This window comes from Phaeodactylibacter sp. (assembly GCF_040219495.1).
Lineage (GTDB): Bacteria > Bacteroidota > Bacteroidia > Chitinophagales > Saprospiraceae > Phaeodactylibacter.
Genome location: NZ_JAVJSK010000009.1, coordinates 166,649 through 181,570, shown reverse-complemented (window position 1 = coordinate 181,570; position 14,922 = coordinate 166,649). Strand labels below are relative to the sequence as shown.

The 14,922-nt window shown below is 51.0% G+C and carries 12 protein-coding genes; 8 read left to right on the top strand and 4 right to left on the bottom strand.

Annotated features, from left to right (window positions below; genetic code table 11):
* Positions 1–1,382: hypothetical protein (locus tag RIC19_RS01805; protein WP_350176225.1), on the bottom strand; the 1,382-nt coding region annotated here is incomplete at its 3' end.
* A 211-nt stretch (positions 1,383–1,593) separates the two neighbouring features.
* Here RIC19_RS01805 and RIC19_RS01800 point away from each other — a divergent pair.
* The 4 genes from RIC19_RS01800 (at position 1,594) to RIC19_RS01785 (ending at position 5,077) form a co-directional block, all read left to right on the top strand.
* Positions 1,594–2,538, top strand: a complete 945-nt coding sequence (locus RIC19_RS01800) for an endonuclease/exonuclease/phosphatase family protein (protein ID WP_350176223.1) — start codon at positions 1,594–1,596, stop codon at positions 2,536–2,538.
* Positions 2,539–2,591: 53 nt separating this feature from the next.
* Positions 2,592–3,272: a sugar-binding protein gene (locus tag RIC19_RS01795; RefSeq protein WP_350176221.1), complete on the top strand. Its 681-nt coding sequence runs from the start codon at positions 2,592–2,594 to the stop codon at positions 3,270–3,272.
* A 243-nt stretch (positions 3,273–3,515) separates the two neighbouring features.
* Positions 3,516–4,184, top strand: coding sequence for a DUF6090 family protein (locus RIC19_RS01790; protein ID WP_350176219.1), 669 nt, complete (start codon positions 3,516–3,518; stop codon positions 4,182–4,184).
* Positions 4,185–4,366: 182 nt separating this feature from the next.
* Positions 4,367–5,077, top strand: a complete 711-nt coding sequence (locus RIC19_RS01785) for a hypothetical protein (RefSeq protein ID WP_350176217.1) — start codon at positions 4,367–4,369, stop codon at positions 5,075–5,077.
* A gap of 111 nt (positions 5,078–5,188) precedes the next feature.
* On the opposite strand, the gene RIC19_RS01780 is transcribed toward RIC19_RS01785, so the two are convergent.
* Positions 5,189–5,905, bottom strand: a complete 717-nt coding sequence (locus RIC19_RS01780; RefSeq protein WP_350176215.1) for a pirin family protein — start codon at positions 5,903–5,905, stop codon at positions 5,189–5,191.
* Between the two features lie 190 nt (positions 5,906–6,095).
* Between RIC19_RS01780 and RIC19_RS01775 the strand changes: the two genes are divergently transcribed.
* A complete protein-coding gene (locus RIC19_RS01775) occupies positions 6,096–7,028 on the top strand; it encodes a diacylglycerol/lipid kinase family protein (RefSeq protein ID WP_350176213.1) in 933 nt (310 codons plus the stop codon).
* Between the two features lie 47 nt (positions 7,029–7,075).
* Complete coding sequence (locus tag RIC19_RS01770; RefSeq protein ID WP_350176211.1) at positions 7,076–7,741, top strand: hypothetical protein; 666 nt, start codon at positions 7,076–7,078, stop codon at positions 7,739–7,741.
* A gap of 171 nt (positions 7,742–7,912) precedes the next feature.
* Here RIC19_RS01770 and RIC19_RS01765 read toward each other — a convergent pair whose 3' ends face one another.
* Complete coding sequence (locus tag RIC19_RS01765; RefSeq protein WP_350176209.1) at positions 7,913–9,445, bottom strand: T9SS type A sorting domain-containing protein; 1,533 nt, start codon at positions 9,443–9,445, stop codon at positions 7,913–7,915.
* Between the two features lie 354 nt (positions 9,446–9,799).
* Here RIC19_RS01765 and RIC19_RS01760 point away from each other — a divergent pair, with 354 nt between their 5' ends.
* Both RIC19_RS01760 and RIC19_RS01755 read left to right on the top strand, forming a co-directional pair.
* The gene (locus RIC19_RS01760) at positions 9,800–11,908 is read left to right on the top strand and encodes a peptidylprolyl isomerase (protein WP_350176207.1); all 2,109 of its coding nucleotides are present in this window, start codon (positions 9,800–9,802) and stop codon (positions 11,906–11,908) included.
* A gap of 43 nt (positions 11,909–11,951) precedes the next feature.
* Complete coding sequence (locus RIC19_RS01755; RefSeq protein ID WP_350176205.1) at positions 11,952–12,299, top strand: hypothetical protein; 348 nt, start codon at positions 11,952–11,954, stop codon at positions 12,297–12,299.
* Positions 12,300–12,651: 352 nt separating this feature from the next.
* Here the strand turns inward: RIC19_RS01755 and rnr are convergent, their stop codons facing one another.
* A complete protein-coding gene (gene rnr / locus RIC19_RS01750) occupies positions 12,652–14,883 on the bottom strand; it encodes a ribonuclease R (RefSeq protein WP_350176203.1) in 2,232 nt (743 codons plus the stop codon).
* Positions 14,884–14,922: the final 39 nt, after the last annotated feature.

Sequence of the window (14,922 nt, the reverse complement as noted above, 5' to 3'; positions counted from 1 at the left end):
TCCCTATCCATTTGTTTTCGTAGTCCGTAATGGTTATGGCAGATGTTTTCATTTTGCCAGTCAATGACCTGCTGGCAGCTTACGGTTTTCATTGATAGCTGGATGAAGCTGGCCGTGATGGGCTGGTTATACAGACTGATGGAAAGCACATCGGCGCTGATGGCTTTCATGCCGCCCTTGTTTTTGTATCGCCCGAACGTACTTTCGATAATCTCCGAACAGCAAAGCAGCCTATTGTAGCGCTCAAAGAGTGCCTCGTGCTGCTCGAAGTAAGCATCCATACGCTTGATAAATGCTGTAGCCTTGTGGCTCATTACCACTTGTCTTGCCTGGTAGGCACGTGAACGTTCGTGCCACAATTGACGGCTGTGAGCACACAGGCCTGCTGTCTTGAGGGTGGCTGAAGCGACCACGACGAGCTCCTTGACTTGGCGTAAACGGCGCAAAACGTTTACGGACTTGCGGTAGAAGGCAATCTTGGCCCGTGCCTCAGGGGGCAGTTTGCCCCAGTAACTATCCATCCGCTGCGCCCATTGGACGATGGTGAAGATGCGCAGAAAACGGTCTTTGCCCCTTAGCGCCGCAGGGAGCAGTCCACTCCACTCGGCCAAGCTCAACTGCTGGCGTAAGCTGCCCAGCTGGGCGTTCAGGCGGCTCACCGCCCGGTCATCTTTGAAGAGCGCCTTGACCATGTTCATCATCTCGTGCGTGCAATCGCTTACCCAGTCATAGCCCAGTGCGCGCAGCGCAGCCAGGATCGACGCCCCACGGTCGCTAATAACGTAAGCCACTTTGATGCCGGGGCGGAAGGCCAGGTTGCGCTGGATGAAGCCCTGGATCAGGCTGCTGGTCCACGAAGGCTGTACTTCCAAACCGAGCACTTCGACGTCCGCGCCGCTTAACGGTGCCCATTGGCAACGATGGGCCTCAAGCTTGGCGCCCAGCATCAAGAGGAGTTTTTCTTTGCCCACCTGGATACTCTCATCGATGATGAGTACGAAGGTGCCTTGTAGCTGGCGCGTATCGAGCACAGCACGGTAGCCACACCGCAAAACCCAATCACGCACCGTAGTGTGGCTGGGCTGCTGGTAAGGCCAGCCCATGAGTTTGGCATAAAACTCAATGGTGGCTGCGGCGCAGCGCAAGGAAGCCCCCCCTTGCACGACCATAAAAACAGCTAAGGCCATCATCTGCGCCGGATAGGTATGGTTAGGCACCTTCTCAGGCGCTGACTGGGCACGTAAGCAAGCCAGTTCGGCTTCCAGGCTGGCAATCTTAGATTGAGCACGGCGAAGCTTGGCCCGAGTGTTTTTATGATAGATAGTCCGGGACGCACTCGTCTTTTTAACTTGAAATAACCTATCTTGGAGTCGTGCCCACATGGATGACTTTTTTGGTCGAACTCTAAAGTTACGAAGTGTGGGCACACTTTTTCGCTGTCACAAAAGCAGAGCGGGAAAATTACTTCAAACTGAACAGCCTAAATTACGACTCAGGATTGCTTATCTTGAGCAAATACTGGTCGAAACAGCAGCTTAAACTAAAACCGCTTGGCTAAAGCCAAGCTTATTTACCTAACAAAAGACTACGGACATGGTAGCCTTTGAAAAACCAAATTACACCTTTCCTTTCTCCATTGAAGATGAGCGTCAGCGCTTGTTGCAGCATAAAGCCAAACGCGGGATACCCGACAAATCTGACGACCGCCTGCTAATCGCTACCTGGAATGTAGCTAACCTGGGCTTGCACGAGCGGACAGAGGCGCATTACCAACTGATCGCAGAGGTCATGAGTTGGTTTGATATAGTGGCGGTACAGGAAGTCCATGATGACCTCAGCGGGTTGTACCAGTTAGAATCCTTTATCGGGTCTTCTTACGAACCTATGTTTAACGACCGGGGTGGGAATGACGAGCGTGCCGCTTATTTTTATGACCGCACCAAGGTAGAGCGTATGCCCATGACCGGCGAGCTTGGTATTGAGCCTTCCGCTAAGCGCTGGATCCGGCTACCGGGGGTGGAACAGGAATTCCCTGGTTTTGACCGGAACCCCTACATTGCCAGTTTTCAGTTTCGCAACCACCGCTTTATGCTGGTGAATGCGCACCTGTTTTTTGGTGGGACCTCTAAGGCCGACCTGAACCGGCGTGCACTGGAAGCTTATGCAGTGGGGCGCTATGCTGATTTACGGCGCGACGATGTACATGCGTTTTCGAAAAACATCATTGCACTGGGTGACTTCAATATCCCCCTGGCAGCGTCAGGCGATCCAATATTTGATGCGCTTTCCAATCGTGGGCTGACCGTCCCGAAGCACTCCACCCGGATTGCATCCAGTATTTCCACCGATGCGCAGTATGATCAGGTGGCTTTCTTCCCAAGTTTGAAGCGCAAAATCAAAAACAGCGGGGTGTTTGACTATGACACGACCGTTTTCCCTGAGCTATGGGACCGGCTCAGTGAAGAAGACTTCAAGGCGTATTGCCGGTACTACATTTCGGACCACCGGCCGATGTGGGTGGAGGTGGATTTTGAATGAATGGAATACGGTTAGTTTGAACCTGGTTGATGTAGCCCATTAGAACATCTCTCATGGCATGCATCTATCCGGCTTTGCCCCGGAATGCTTATTTTGGGGGCATGAACGCATCATTACCCACTTACACCGTAGAGCGTACCGAAATACATGAGCATCTCTTCCCCAACTGGCAACCCGCCACCATCCTCCGCGACTTTTCCTCCCCCTGGCTGGAAGTTGAAGATACCGGAACGACTTTCCGCGCCCTCCACGATGGCGTGTATCTCTATTTCCGGTTTGATGTACAGGAATCCAATATTCTGATCTACGAAAAAGACCACACTAAGTTTGACGTGCTCAACTCCGAACGTGTGGAGATTTTCTTCCGGCAGGACCCGGAATTAAAGCGGTACTACGGACTGGAGATGGACCCGCTCGGCAGGGTCTACGATTATCAGTCGAGCTACTACCGCCAATCGGATAAAACCTGGGGCTGGCCGGAAGGGCACCTGAACCTCAAGACCGGCCGCACCCCAACCGGCTACTGGCTGCAGGGGGAAATCAGCTTTGAGTCGCTGCGTAGCTTGCAGTTGATTCACGAGGAGCGGTACCTGCAGGCGGGCTTGTACCGGGGCCGCTGCCTGAACATCAGGGGAGACAAGGCTACTTTCAATTGGATCACCTGGGTGGACCCCCAAACTGAAACGCCGGACTTTCACGTCCCGGCTTCTTTCGGTCAGTTGGAGCTGGGCTGATAGAAAAGCTAGGCTCCAACAAGCTCGTAAAACCATCGGTTATCCGTCAAATGGGTATGTTATATGCGTATATTGTGTTGTTGCTAGTGTGACTAGTCCGAAATAACGCGGCGTATTTCACGCTTGGAAGCCCTGGGTTTCCTGAACCTTTACGGTCAAGTATAGTAGGAAATTATGGGTTTTCAGACTATACTGCTTGAGCAATCTACGAGTGAGCTCTAAGGCAAAACGAAAACAACACCAATGAAAAGAAAATACAACTGGCTGAATCATGTATTCAACTTCCTCGCGGTAATACTGGGGGTATATCTGGCCTTTTACATGAATGAAAGGGCAAAACAAAATGAAGACCGCAAGGAAAGTATGCTTTTGATGAATTCTTTGATTAGTGATCTTTCGCAGGATATTGAAAAGTACGAAAGGTATGATATACCCGTCAATATTCAATATCAGGAAAAAGTATTAGCGGTCTTAGATTTATTGCTGGCAGATAGTACTGAGGGTATCGGAGGCCCACTTTCTGATATTATCGGAATAGAAAATTACGCGCCAACGACTTCAACCTACAGCTCGATGAAGTCGTCCGGAAAATTAAGACTCATTGACGACTTAGACCTGCGGAAAGAGCTGACTGATTTTTACGAAGGCTTCGCGACTGAGAGTGAAATGAAAGGCACCTATCAAGTCGATTATTTTACGGACGAATTGCTCTTATGGCTAACGATGAACGTTGATTTAGTAGATATGCAAATATTGAATAAAGGTGAATTAGTTGTTCTAAGGAACAAACTCTTCATATATGAATCTTTGATATCCCAAAAGGTGGAATCCTATAAAATAGTAGTTGATAAATCCAGGGAACTAAAGCAAGCGATCGAATCTACATTGAAACACCAACACGGCCTTAAATAGCGTACCCATTGAAATAAAGCTAGTGGTGTACGTACATAGTTGTAGAGCAAAAATATACTCTCAGGCTAACCTCCAGTATTTGGTCTCATAATTCATTGCAGAGCGGGAAGTTTTAAAAAAATGAGGTGTTTTTAACTTTTTTGATTAACTTGTGCCAATTAATAATCAAAAAAGTTATCAGTATGAAACTCAAACCCTTGTTTTTAGTTTTGGCACTCCTGGTGTGCAGCACGCTTAGTGCTCAGGAGTTGGTTAACCCGGTAATTCTCTTTTCTAAACAGAAAGACTCTTACGTCACAATGCAAGACGGCTCAGAGCTTGTAGGGCTTATTACTGGCGTTAAGCGAAAGAAAGGCCTGATCAGAGAAATTAAGTTTACAGGTTCTGATGGTCAAAAGCAAAAGATCAATCCGGATAAGATTCAGCACATGTATGTTCAGCCCACTGCCTTGGATAAGCTTAGCAATGCCTTGGACAAAGCAACCGATATGCAGCGCTGGGAAGAGGAAAGCATTAATCATGACCTGCTTAAAGAAGGCTACGTTTATTACGAAAATGCTGAAGTTCTTGTTAAGAAGAAGAAGCGGACTCTGCTAATGCAATTGCTCAATCCACACTTTGGAGCTAAAGTCAAAGTCTATCATGACCCCCTCGCCAGGGAAACAGCATCCGCTGGTATTGGTGGGTTCAAAGTGGCAGGAGGTGATGCCAAGTCTTATTACGTACAGTTTGGAGATGAAACAGCCTTTAAGCTTGAAAAGAAGCGCTATCGCAAGATGTTCGACGAACTCTATAAAGATTGCCCTTCCACAGTAAGCAAGTATAGCGATGGTGCTAAGTGGGGCGACCTGCCGATGCACATCACTTCGTTTACTGATTGCTCCGGGTCTTAAATGATTATTGAGGGCATTTCTTCATGCCTATCAAAAAAGAAGGGGCGAGCCATCTCAGGTTTTTGGTTGTGACCAGGCCTGAGACGGCTCGTTTTTATTTGCACAAACGGCTTAACTCAACTGCATCGGCACCTCCATCAGCAGCACCCGCGCATCGCTGTCGGCTATAATATCCAGGTGGTCGGTTTCCCAGGCCCCAAAACCGTCCCGCTTGTGCATGGCTTGCCCATTTATAGTGGCTTCTCCCTCAAGGATAAATACATAAACCCCGTTAGTTTTATCCTTCAACTCGTATTTGATTTTGGTATCAGCTTCCAGCTCGCCCATGTGGAACCAGGCATTCTGATGTACCCACACGCCTTCGTCTTCGGGGTTGGGCGACAGTACCTGTGCGAGGTTGTTCTGTAGCTTGGCCGGGTCGAGGGTGATCTGACCGTAGCGGGGCTCCACGTCTTTTTTGTTGGGGAAGACCCAAATCTGGAGGAACTTCACTGGCTGATCGGCATTCTTGTTGTACTCGCTGTGGTAAATGCCGGTGCCGGCGCTCATCACCTGCACGTCGCCCTGCCGGATGACGGTGGTGTTGCCCATGCTGTCCTTGTGCTCCAGGTCGCCCTCCAACGGGATGGAAATGATCTCCATATTTTCATGCGGGTGAGTGCCAAAGCCCCGGCCTTCGCTAACGATATCATCGTTGAGCACCCGCAGCACGCCGAAGTTCATCCGGTCCGGATTGTAATAACCGGCAAAGCTAAAGGTGTGGTGGGAGTTGAGCCAGCCATGATTGGCATGCCCCCGGGTATTGGATTTATGGATTACAGTTTTCATGGTATTCATGTTTGATTCAGCACAAAAATCGGTCTTTATCCCATCCGATGTGATATACAAAAAGAGGAGAAACCTGTAAAAAGTTCGGATTAGGGGGGGCGCAGTTTGCAAAATCGGGGCAAGAGCAGTGGCGACGCCACTGAATTAGGACAATTTCCCTATCTTCATCCACAGAACCAATGCTCACTATATGCATCAGCAGTGGTATGTCATCGCTAACCTGATCTCCGGACAGGGTAAAGCAGGCAACAACTGGACCGATTTACAGCAAAAAATAGCCAGCTACCTACCGGTCAGCGACTGGGCAGTGACTGCTGAAAATGGGCATGCCACTGACCTGGCTAAGCAGGCGATAGCGCAAGGCTACCGCCGTATCCTTACCGTAGGAGGCGATGGGACCAACCACGAGGTAGCCAATGGTATTTTGACCCAAACGGAAGTGTCGCCACTCAATATCCAACATGCGCTACTGCCGGCTGGCACCGGCAATGACTGGGCCCGTATGCACAGGATCCCTGCTAAGCCGGACGATGCACTGACTATGATCGCTAAAGGGCATACCGCCTTGCAGGATGTCGGTCTGATCAATTATCAGAGCAATGACAAACCGACCTCCCGCTACTTCGTCAATGTAGCCGGGCTGGCTTATGATGGTTATCTGGTGCAGCGCTCTATGCAGCGAAAGCCGGGAGAAGGCGGTAAGTTGTTTTATCTTTCCCTGGTGACCAAGTGCCTGTTTGAATACTACCTGCAGGAAGCGGTGGTGGAAGCCAACGGGCAGGCCTACCAAGACTTTTTCTACACCATCAATTTTGGGATTGGGAAATATTCGGGGGGCGGCATGCAGCTCGTACCTCATGCGGAGGCGGATAAAGGTGCCTTTGCAGTGACCCTCGCCGGGCAGATCAGCCGGTTGGGCGTGCTGATGAATACCTACCGGTTTTACAATGGGACCATCGGGTCACATCCCAAAGTCACTACCTTCTTTGCAGAGGAAGCTGATGTGAAAGCCACGCCCGGCGCACCGCCTACGCTGCTGGAAGCCGATGGGGAGTTCCTGGGCGAAACCCCCGCCCATTTTCAGATTGTACCGAAAGCACTGCGGATTGTAGTACCGGAGTAAAGTGACTTATCAGCACGCCCTCGTCCAAATAACAAAACCTTACCATAATGATTCGTTACATCTGGATTTTCCTGCTGACCATAGGTGCCGTTCAATTTAGTTTGGCCCAGGTCGTGGAGCGCAGCGTGGGTATGAGCGCTGGCGTGCAAAATGCCCTGGTCCTCGAAATCCCTGCCGTTGATGCCGGGCTGGTTTCTGACCTTTGGAAGGACTACATGAAGGACTTCTACCGCGAAAAGCCCAAATGGCAGCGCAAAGACAAAGAATGGCTCTCTGATGATGCAGACATCGCGGCCCTGGGCATGGGCAATACCGTGGATGTATTCGCCAAGACTGAGCAAAAAGGCGATAACACCTTTATATATATGTGGATTGACCTCGGCGGAGCTTACCTCAACTCCAGTCAGCACCGCGAGCGCTACACCGAAGCAGAGAAGATGCTGGTCCGGTTCGGATTGGAAGTGGCCCGCGCTAAAGTCAAAATGGAACTGGAAGAACAGGAGGGCATGCTCAAAGACCTCAACCGCGACCTGGAGCGACTGGCTTCCGACAAAGACCGCTACGAGCGGGAAATACAACGCGCCAAAGAAACCATTGCCAAAGCCGAAAAGGACATCGAAGACAATATCCAGGCACAGGAAGAAATGGCAGCGCGCATCAAAGCACAAGAGGGCGTGATTAAATCCGTGCAGAAGCGGCTGAATGATTTGTAAGGCATGCCGCTGGCTGGGCTGAGATTGAGGTTCAGGTTGAGACCAGGCTAGGTCTGTCGGAGGAAGGAATAGCTCGCTATTCCCGGCAGGAAGCCATAGCAAAGGCGCTCAACCTCAACCTCGTCAAATAGGGGAGACTAATTTAACAAACTACAAAAAAGCCAATGATCTCTACCTCATCTTCACCATTCTCCGCACCACCCGTTGCTCGCCCAGCCTGATTTCGAGGTAATAAACGCCTTCGGGGAGTGGAGAAAGGTCAATGGGTTGGTTTTCGGGCAGCGCCCCCCAGCGTTTAACGACTTGCCCGTTCGTTTGGAACAGCGTAAGGCCAGTGATGGGGCGGTCAGCGTCCAGGTAAGCCCAATCGCGGGCGGGGTTGGGGTACACCCGGCAACGCCCCGCTTCAGATGGTAGCTCCTCTTGTGCACTCACAGTGCCGCAGGGGGCCTGCAGGCAGCCCTGCCCGTCTACTTTGGTGACCCAGGCCCAGGATTTATCCCCTACACCTATGATCTCTTCTTTGAACCCTCCTGCCCCAATAATGCTTCCGGAGGGAAGCACCACGATGCCGCCGTACCGATGGAAAAGGGTACGGTGCTCCAATCCGCTTACCGTATCACAGCGTGACCAGAGGCTGTCGCCTTGTTCATTGATTTTGTACAAACAGCCCGGCGTGAAGAAGTCTCCGGGCAGCATTGAGTTATAGGGCTCGGGCATCACCCACCTGCCCGCGCCCACCCAATGGCCATCCGGGGTTGGAGCGAGGCTGAGCATTTCATTGCTGTCCCAGTAGCTGTCGGCCACGCGGCGTTCCCAGAGTAAGTTGAACAGGCTGTCGCGCTTGACGAATGTAGGCGCTGCCCCCCAGTTGGCGGCGTTGAAGGCCTGAAAGTCGCGGGTAGCATAAATCCAGCCGCCATCACTGGTGCGTTGCAGCCCCCTGACGATGTTGCCCTCGCAGGGCGCACTCTGCCACTCCCACTTCGGGGCGCCGAGGCTGTCAATGGCAAAAATCCAACTGGAGCCGCACTTCAACGGGGCGGGGAAGTTGACGTGCTGATCGGTGGCCTTGGAAGCGCCCAGTACGATCGTGTTGTCATCTTCCTGCCAGATGCTGCCTACGGTTTCGTCTATATTGTACGCGCCGTAGTCGTTTTCCCATACTATATTGCCTTGGTAGTCAATCTTGGTTAGGTAAATGTCTCGTCTAAAGTTTTCAATTTGCCTGTGCCATGCAATCAAATACCCATCTGATAGCTCTAAAATACCTCGTGGAAGACTAGTTAATATATTTGAGGCATAGGGGTATTCCCAAAAAGCCTCTACGGTCCCATTTGGACTCCAAAGGATTAGGCAATCGCTACTTCTGTTCAGTATGTCGCCAGCCATGAGATATCCTCCAGAAGAGGTATTAACGATGGGGTAGCCTTTTTGAAAGGAGAGATGACTGCCAAGACTATCTGTGTAGGTATTAAAGGAACTAATGTTACCTAAAGTATCCATCTTTAGAAGAAGGGCATCAAGTGTTTCAGCTGTTTCATTCCACACGGAGCCACAGATGATTAATGAATCTTCGTTGAGCAAGATATTATGAAAAGTTGCTTCACTCCCAAAGTCAAACCACTTGGAGAACCCGGGCTGCCCCACAGCAGTGCCGTGCAGGATTAGGAAACCGGCAATAGTGATCAGGAAGGTTTTCATGGCTTGTCTTTTATTGTTAGGGCTACTTGCCCGGCGGCCCAATAGCATTTGGATAAGGGGGATCAGTGAAGAGGAGAGAGGGGGATCGCTTTTTCATCTTTCAGGTTTTGACAAACAGAGGAATAGTATCAGGTAATTTACGTGATTTCCCCCAACTTCCCAACTAGCACACGACTACTTTCCTTAAAGTTTGTTTTTAGCCGTTAAACCAACTACATTTGCATGGATTTTCGCAAAGGTAGCGCTATCTTTGCGTCTCTTTAGCGTAAAGTGGAGCATTCACCGGTTTTTTTGATAAGAAACCGTGGATGAGCAGAATTGCAACATTGATTTTCAAAAAACATCGGTTTTAAGATGGCTTTGATAAGTAAAATTAGAAAGAATTCCTGGCTGCTGGTCGTACTGATCGCACTGGGTCTGATCGGCTTCATTGTAATGGACATGACTTCCGGTCAGCAAAGTGTATTTGGCAGCTCCCAGACTATTGTGGGCGATATTGAGGGTAAAAAGCTGGACTGGAATCAGTTTTACCGCACGGAGCAGGTCTTGTACGGCAATTCTGGTGGTGATCTGTATAGTCAGCGCAGTCAGCTATGGAATTATTTCGTAGAGGAAGCACTGGTGAAGGAAGAAGCCGAAGCCCTTGGCCTTGGCGTGAGCAAAACAGAACTGCTGGACCTGCAGTTTGGCACGAGCCCAAGCCCGGTCATTCAGCAGCGTTTCCGCAATCCGCAAACGGGTCAGGTGGATTTTCAGCAGCTGAATCAGATTAAGACTGCTATCGAAGATGGCTCAATCGCTGATGATCCCCGCCTGATGTCTTACTGGGCACACCAGGAAAATGAGATCATCAAGGAGCGCCTGCAGAGCAAAATCAACGCCCTCGTTTCCAAGGCGATCTACACGCCGACCTGGATGGCGGAGATGGGCCATGCCGAGCAAAATGCACCCCTTGGCCTGGCTTATGTTAAGGTACCTTTCGATGAGGTGGACAACTCAGAAGTCACACTTTCTGATGCCGACTACGAAGCCTTCCTGAAGGAGAATGCAGAGCAGTACACCAATGACGAAGAAACCCGCATTCTCGAATATGTTGTTTTTGAGGTGAAGCCAACCGTGAAAGACTCTGCTGCACTGCGCACCCGCGTTGCAGAGCTGATCCCTGAGTTTGAAGCAGCTGAAAACGATACGGCTTTCACGGAGCGCAACTACGGCGTACCACCGAGCACTTACCTCACTGAAGATGCACTGAGTGCCGCTGTTGCAGATACCCTGATGAATATGCCGGAAGGCAGCGTATACGGGCCCTACATTGATCAGGGCAAATACCGTGCAGTAAAGCTGGTAGAGCGCCGCATGATTTCGGACTCTGCGGATACCCGCCACATCCTGATTCAGGCACAGGCACCTGAGCAGTTCGTATCGGCTGAAAAGACGATCGACAGCCTGAAGAACCTGCTGCAGACCAATCAGGCGAGCTTCGACTCCCTGGCTATCCGCTTTAGTCAGGATCCGGGCAGCTCCTCAAATGGCGGTAAGTACGAAGGCGTAACCCCTGGTCAGTTTGTCCCTGAATTCAACAAAGTGCTATTCATCACCGGTGATATCGGTGAGCTTTACAAAGTACGCACCTCTTACGGCTGGCACCTGGTAGAGGTTCTGAGCCGCAGCGCTTCCGCTACCCCACGGGTCAAAGTAGCTTACCTGGAAGAGTCTATCGTTCCAATGGAGAGCACACAAGAAGATATTGAAGCAGATGTCCTGGCCTTTATTGGCGAAAACCGTGATCTGGAGACATTGCGCGAAAGTGCGGCTGCCCGTGGTTTGGATATGAAAACGTCAGCTGGCATGACCCGCAACAGTTTTTCTATCGGTGAACTGGGCGGTGGGCAAGCGAGCCGCGATGTTGTTCGCTGGGCTTTCAACGCCGATGTTGGCGAAGTGTCTCCTGAACTCTACGGCTATCAGGACCCCGTTGATTACTACACCAATAAATATGTGGTGGTTGGGCTGCGCGCCCGTCAGGCTGCTGGCCTTCCAAAGGTAGAGAACATCAAGAGTCAGATTGAGCAGCAGGTCATCAACAAGAAAAAAGGCGAAATGCTGGCTGGTAAAATCAGCGGTACAGACCTTCAGTCAATTGCACAGCAGTTTGGTACAAAAGTGGATACGGCTCAAAACATAGCCTTCAACGCGACCTTCGTGCCAAGCCTCGGCTTTGAGCCTAAGGTGATTGGTACCGCTTACACCATGGAGCAAGGCAGTGTTTCCGCGCCTATTCAGGGCAAGACAGGCGTATTCGTAGTGAAGGTGATTAGTAAGCCCGCAGCTAGTCAGGCCAATAATATCCCTGAGCTGCGCCGGACGATGTCTTCCCCGGTACAACAGCAAGTGCCTGCCCGCCTTATTCAGGCGATGAAGAAAAACGCGGATATCGAGGACAATCGCTCGCGGTTCTATTAGGAGATTACGGATAACTTAGACCGATCCGAGGAAAGCCGGAATTTTGCTGATTATCAGCAAAATTCCGGCTTTTTTGTGCAGGGTGCCCACTTGTTGTGCAGGAGCGGCGCTGATTTGTTCGGATGGAATAGCCCGAGCACCAAAGCCCCAACCTGCTCGTAAGGCCGAAGGGCATCAAGGCGCACGTCAAGACTTTGCCATTTTTAGATTTTTATCCATCTTTGCAGCTACAATAAACGTTAACATCAAAAAAAATATAGCCATCATGGGTGATGAAATAAGAAATTCAGGGAAAAAAGGATATCTGATACTAGGTGCCTTTATTTTTTTCTTGCTGTTTGTCATACTGGTCGTTAGTATTTACCAGTATAACTTCAAGTATATCGGTTAATTGACCGGGCTTTCAGATGGGCTTCGAAGAGGTCGGGCAGGTACAAGCCTGCCTGTTCTCATTAGTCTCCAGGGCTCTGCTCAGATCGGTGTCGCATAAAGTTTGCGGTACCGATTTGTCATTTGGGTTATGGCACGTAAGTGCTTTCCTGGTTTTTATAGTCTGACAACCCAAGATTTCGCTTCGCGTCTACTGCCTGGTGTGAATCCTGACTTGCTCTTTTTAGCTTCGCTGATCGTCGCTTTGCTCCTCTGCCCTGCGGCGTTAACCCCGGTGAACCGGGGTTAACGCCGCAGGGCGCAAAAAGAAAAAGTCAAAAATCACTTATTGTGCCCGAGGGGAATATATGTGTTTAGCGCTTCCGGCGTTTGTTGCGGTTATTGTTTTTGCCATTGCTACCGCCAGCAGGCACCGCTTCTTCCCGCACCCAATCCATTTCAATTTGCCGTTTGACCAAATCCGCCCGGGCGATGCGCACCCGCACCCGTTGCCCCATTTTGTATTCCTTTTTAGAAAAGGCACCGGTCATGCGCAGGCGGGAGTCTGCCACGGTAAAGGGTTCGTCCAGGGTTTCAAAGGGGACCATACCTTCGATCAAGCCGGCTTCCAGCTCCACAAAGAAGCCCCGGTCCATCATACCGTTGATGAAACCATCGAATTCTTCACCGATGTGCTTCTCAATATACTCGACTTGTTTGTACTTGATCGACTCGCGTTCGGCGGTGATCGCGTTGCGTTCCTTTTTAGAAATGTGACTGCACTGATCTTCCAGCTTCGCCTTATTGACCCGGTAGAAGTCGTTGTGCTGCAGATTGGGCTCCAATAGCCGGTGCGACAGTACATCCGAATAGCGGCGGATGGGCGAGGTGAAGTGGGTGTAGTATTCAAAGCCCAGCCCGTAGTGCCCGATGTTTTCGGTAGAGTAGGCAGCTTTGGACATCGTTCGTATGGCAAGAGGGCTCAACAAGCGCAGTTCGGGGCGTTTCTTGACCTCCTCAGCCAGGCGGTTGTAGGCTTTCGCAATCTGTTCAGGCGAGCTAATGTTCATATCGAAGCCCATTTCCCGCGCAAAGCGGGACAGTTCCTCTACCTTGTCAGGGTCGGGTTCATCGTGGATACGGTAGACGTAGGGGATTTCCTGGTCCCGCCCCTTCAGGCTGACAAACTGGGCGACCTCGCGGTTGGCCAGCAGCATGAAATCCTCAATCATCATGTGCGCTTCCTTGCGCTCCTTAACGTAGACCTCTATGGGGACCGCATCTTTGTCCAGGCGGAATTTGACTTCCTCCGTCTCAAAGTTGATTGCCCCTTCTTTGTAGCGCTGTTTGCGCAGCTGCCGGGCCATTTTAGCCAGTTGCTGTATTTCCTGTGCGAAGCTGCCACCCTTGCCTTCTATGCGTTCCTGCGCCTCCTCGTACGTGAAGCGCTGATCGGAGTGGATCACGGTTTTGCCAAACCACCGGTTGATGATCTTATTGTTCTTGTTGAACACGAACAAGGCAGAAAACGCCAGCCGGTCTACATTGGGCCGCAGCGAGCAGAGGTCATTAGACAGGCGCTCGGGCAACATCGGTAGTACCCGGTCCACCAGGTACACCGAAGTAGAGCGCTCCAGGGCCTCTTTGTCCAGCGGTGTGCCTTCCTTGACGTAGTGGGTTACATCAGCGATGTGTACGCCCACTTCGATTTCGCCATTTTCCAGGTGCCGGATGGAAAGGGCGTCATCAAAGTCCTTGGCGTCTTCGGGGTCTACGGTCAGGGTCGTCACTTCCCGCAGGTCGCGACGGCGGCTGATCTCTTCTGCGCTAATGCGTGCCGGCAGGTATTCCGCTTCTCGCTTAACGTCTTCCGGGAATTCCAGGTCAAAACCGTTATTCACCAGGATGGTCTTCATCTCGATGTCGCTGCTGCCAGCTTTGCCCAGTACGGTCGTGATAGTGCCTTTGGGATTGTGCTTGTTGCGGTCAGGCCACTCGTCAATGCGTACTACCACCCGGTCTTCGTCGCTTGCTTGCGGCAGATCTTTCATATTCACCTCCACATCAATCGGCGGTACCATATCGATGGTGACTACAGCGTGTTTGGGGTACATCCACAGCGTGCCAATGAAGTGGTCACGGGCGCGTTCCAGGATTTGCTCCACCTCACCTTCCGGTTTACGGCGGCCCGAGGGGGTCCAGGTTCGGATTTTCACCTTGTCGCCATTCATCGCGGTGTTGAGGTACTTTGCCGAAACGTGTACGTCCTGCTCTTGTCCTTCGCATACGATGTAAGCATCTCCGCTACGTGTCATATCCACTCTGCCCTCCACATGTTGGCTATTGTTGCGGGCAGCATGATCCTGACGGGAGAGCCTGAATTTGTAGTCGCCCGTAGGCTTCAGCTCGTTGCTTTCTGCCAGCTTTTCCAGTGCGTCCTGCACAGAGTCGGTGTTGTTGGCGACTTTCAGTTTGCGGGAGATCTGTTTTGGGTTGAGTTCTTTCTTGGGGTGCCGGCGGAAAAGCTTTAGGATTTCTTCCCGCAGTTGGCGGGCGCTAAGCTTGTTGCCGGTCTTTTTGGAATTATGTTTTCTTCTTTTGCTCATGATTTTATTGGGTGTTTAGATACCTGAAGTTCCGGAAGT

Excerpts from the sequence above, each read along its gene's own strand:
- RIC19_RS01790 (WP_350176219.1), top strand. The coding sequence starts at position 3,516 with ATGAAAAGAAAATACAACTGGCTGAATCATGTATTCAACTTCCTCGCG.
- RIC19_RS01780 (WP_350176215.1), bottom strand. The coding sequence starts at position 5,905 with ATGAAAACTGTAATCCATAAATCCAATACCCGGGGGCATGCCAATCAT.
- RIC19_RS01760 (WP_350176207.1), top strand. The coding sequence starts at position 9,800 with ATGGCTTTGATAAGTAAAATTAGAAAGAATTCCTGGCTGCTGGTCGTA.
- RIC19_RS01795 (WP_350176221.1), top strand. The coding sequence starts at position 2,592 with ATGGCATGCATCTATCCGGCTTTGCCCCGGAATGCTTATTTTGGGGGC.
- RIC19_RS01775 (WP_350176213.1), top strand. The coding sequence starts at position 6,096 with ATGCATCAGCAGTGGTATGTCATCGCTAACCTGATCTCCGGACAGGGT.
- RIC19_RS01770 (WP_350176211.1), top strand. The coding sequence starts at position 7,076 with ATGATTCGTTACATCTGGATTTTCCTGCTGACCATAGGTGCCGTTCAA.
- RIC19_RS01765 (WP_350176209.1), bottom strand. The coding sequence starts at position 9,445 with ATGAAAACCTTCCTGATCACTATTGCCGGTTTCCTAATCCTGCACGGC.
- rnr (WP_350176203.1), bottom strand. The coding sequence starts at position 14,883 with ATGAGCAAAAGAAGAAAACATAATTCCAAAAAGACCGGCAACAAGCTT.
- RIC19_RS01785 (WP_350176217.1), top strand. The coding sequence starts at position 4,367 with ATGAAACTCAAACCCTTGTTTTTAGTTTTGGCACTCCTGGTGTGCAGC.
- RIC19_RS01800 (WP_350176223.1), top strand. The coding sequence starts at position 1,594 with ATGGTAGCCTTTGAAAAACCAAATTACACCTTTCCTTTCTCCATTGAA.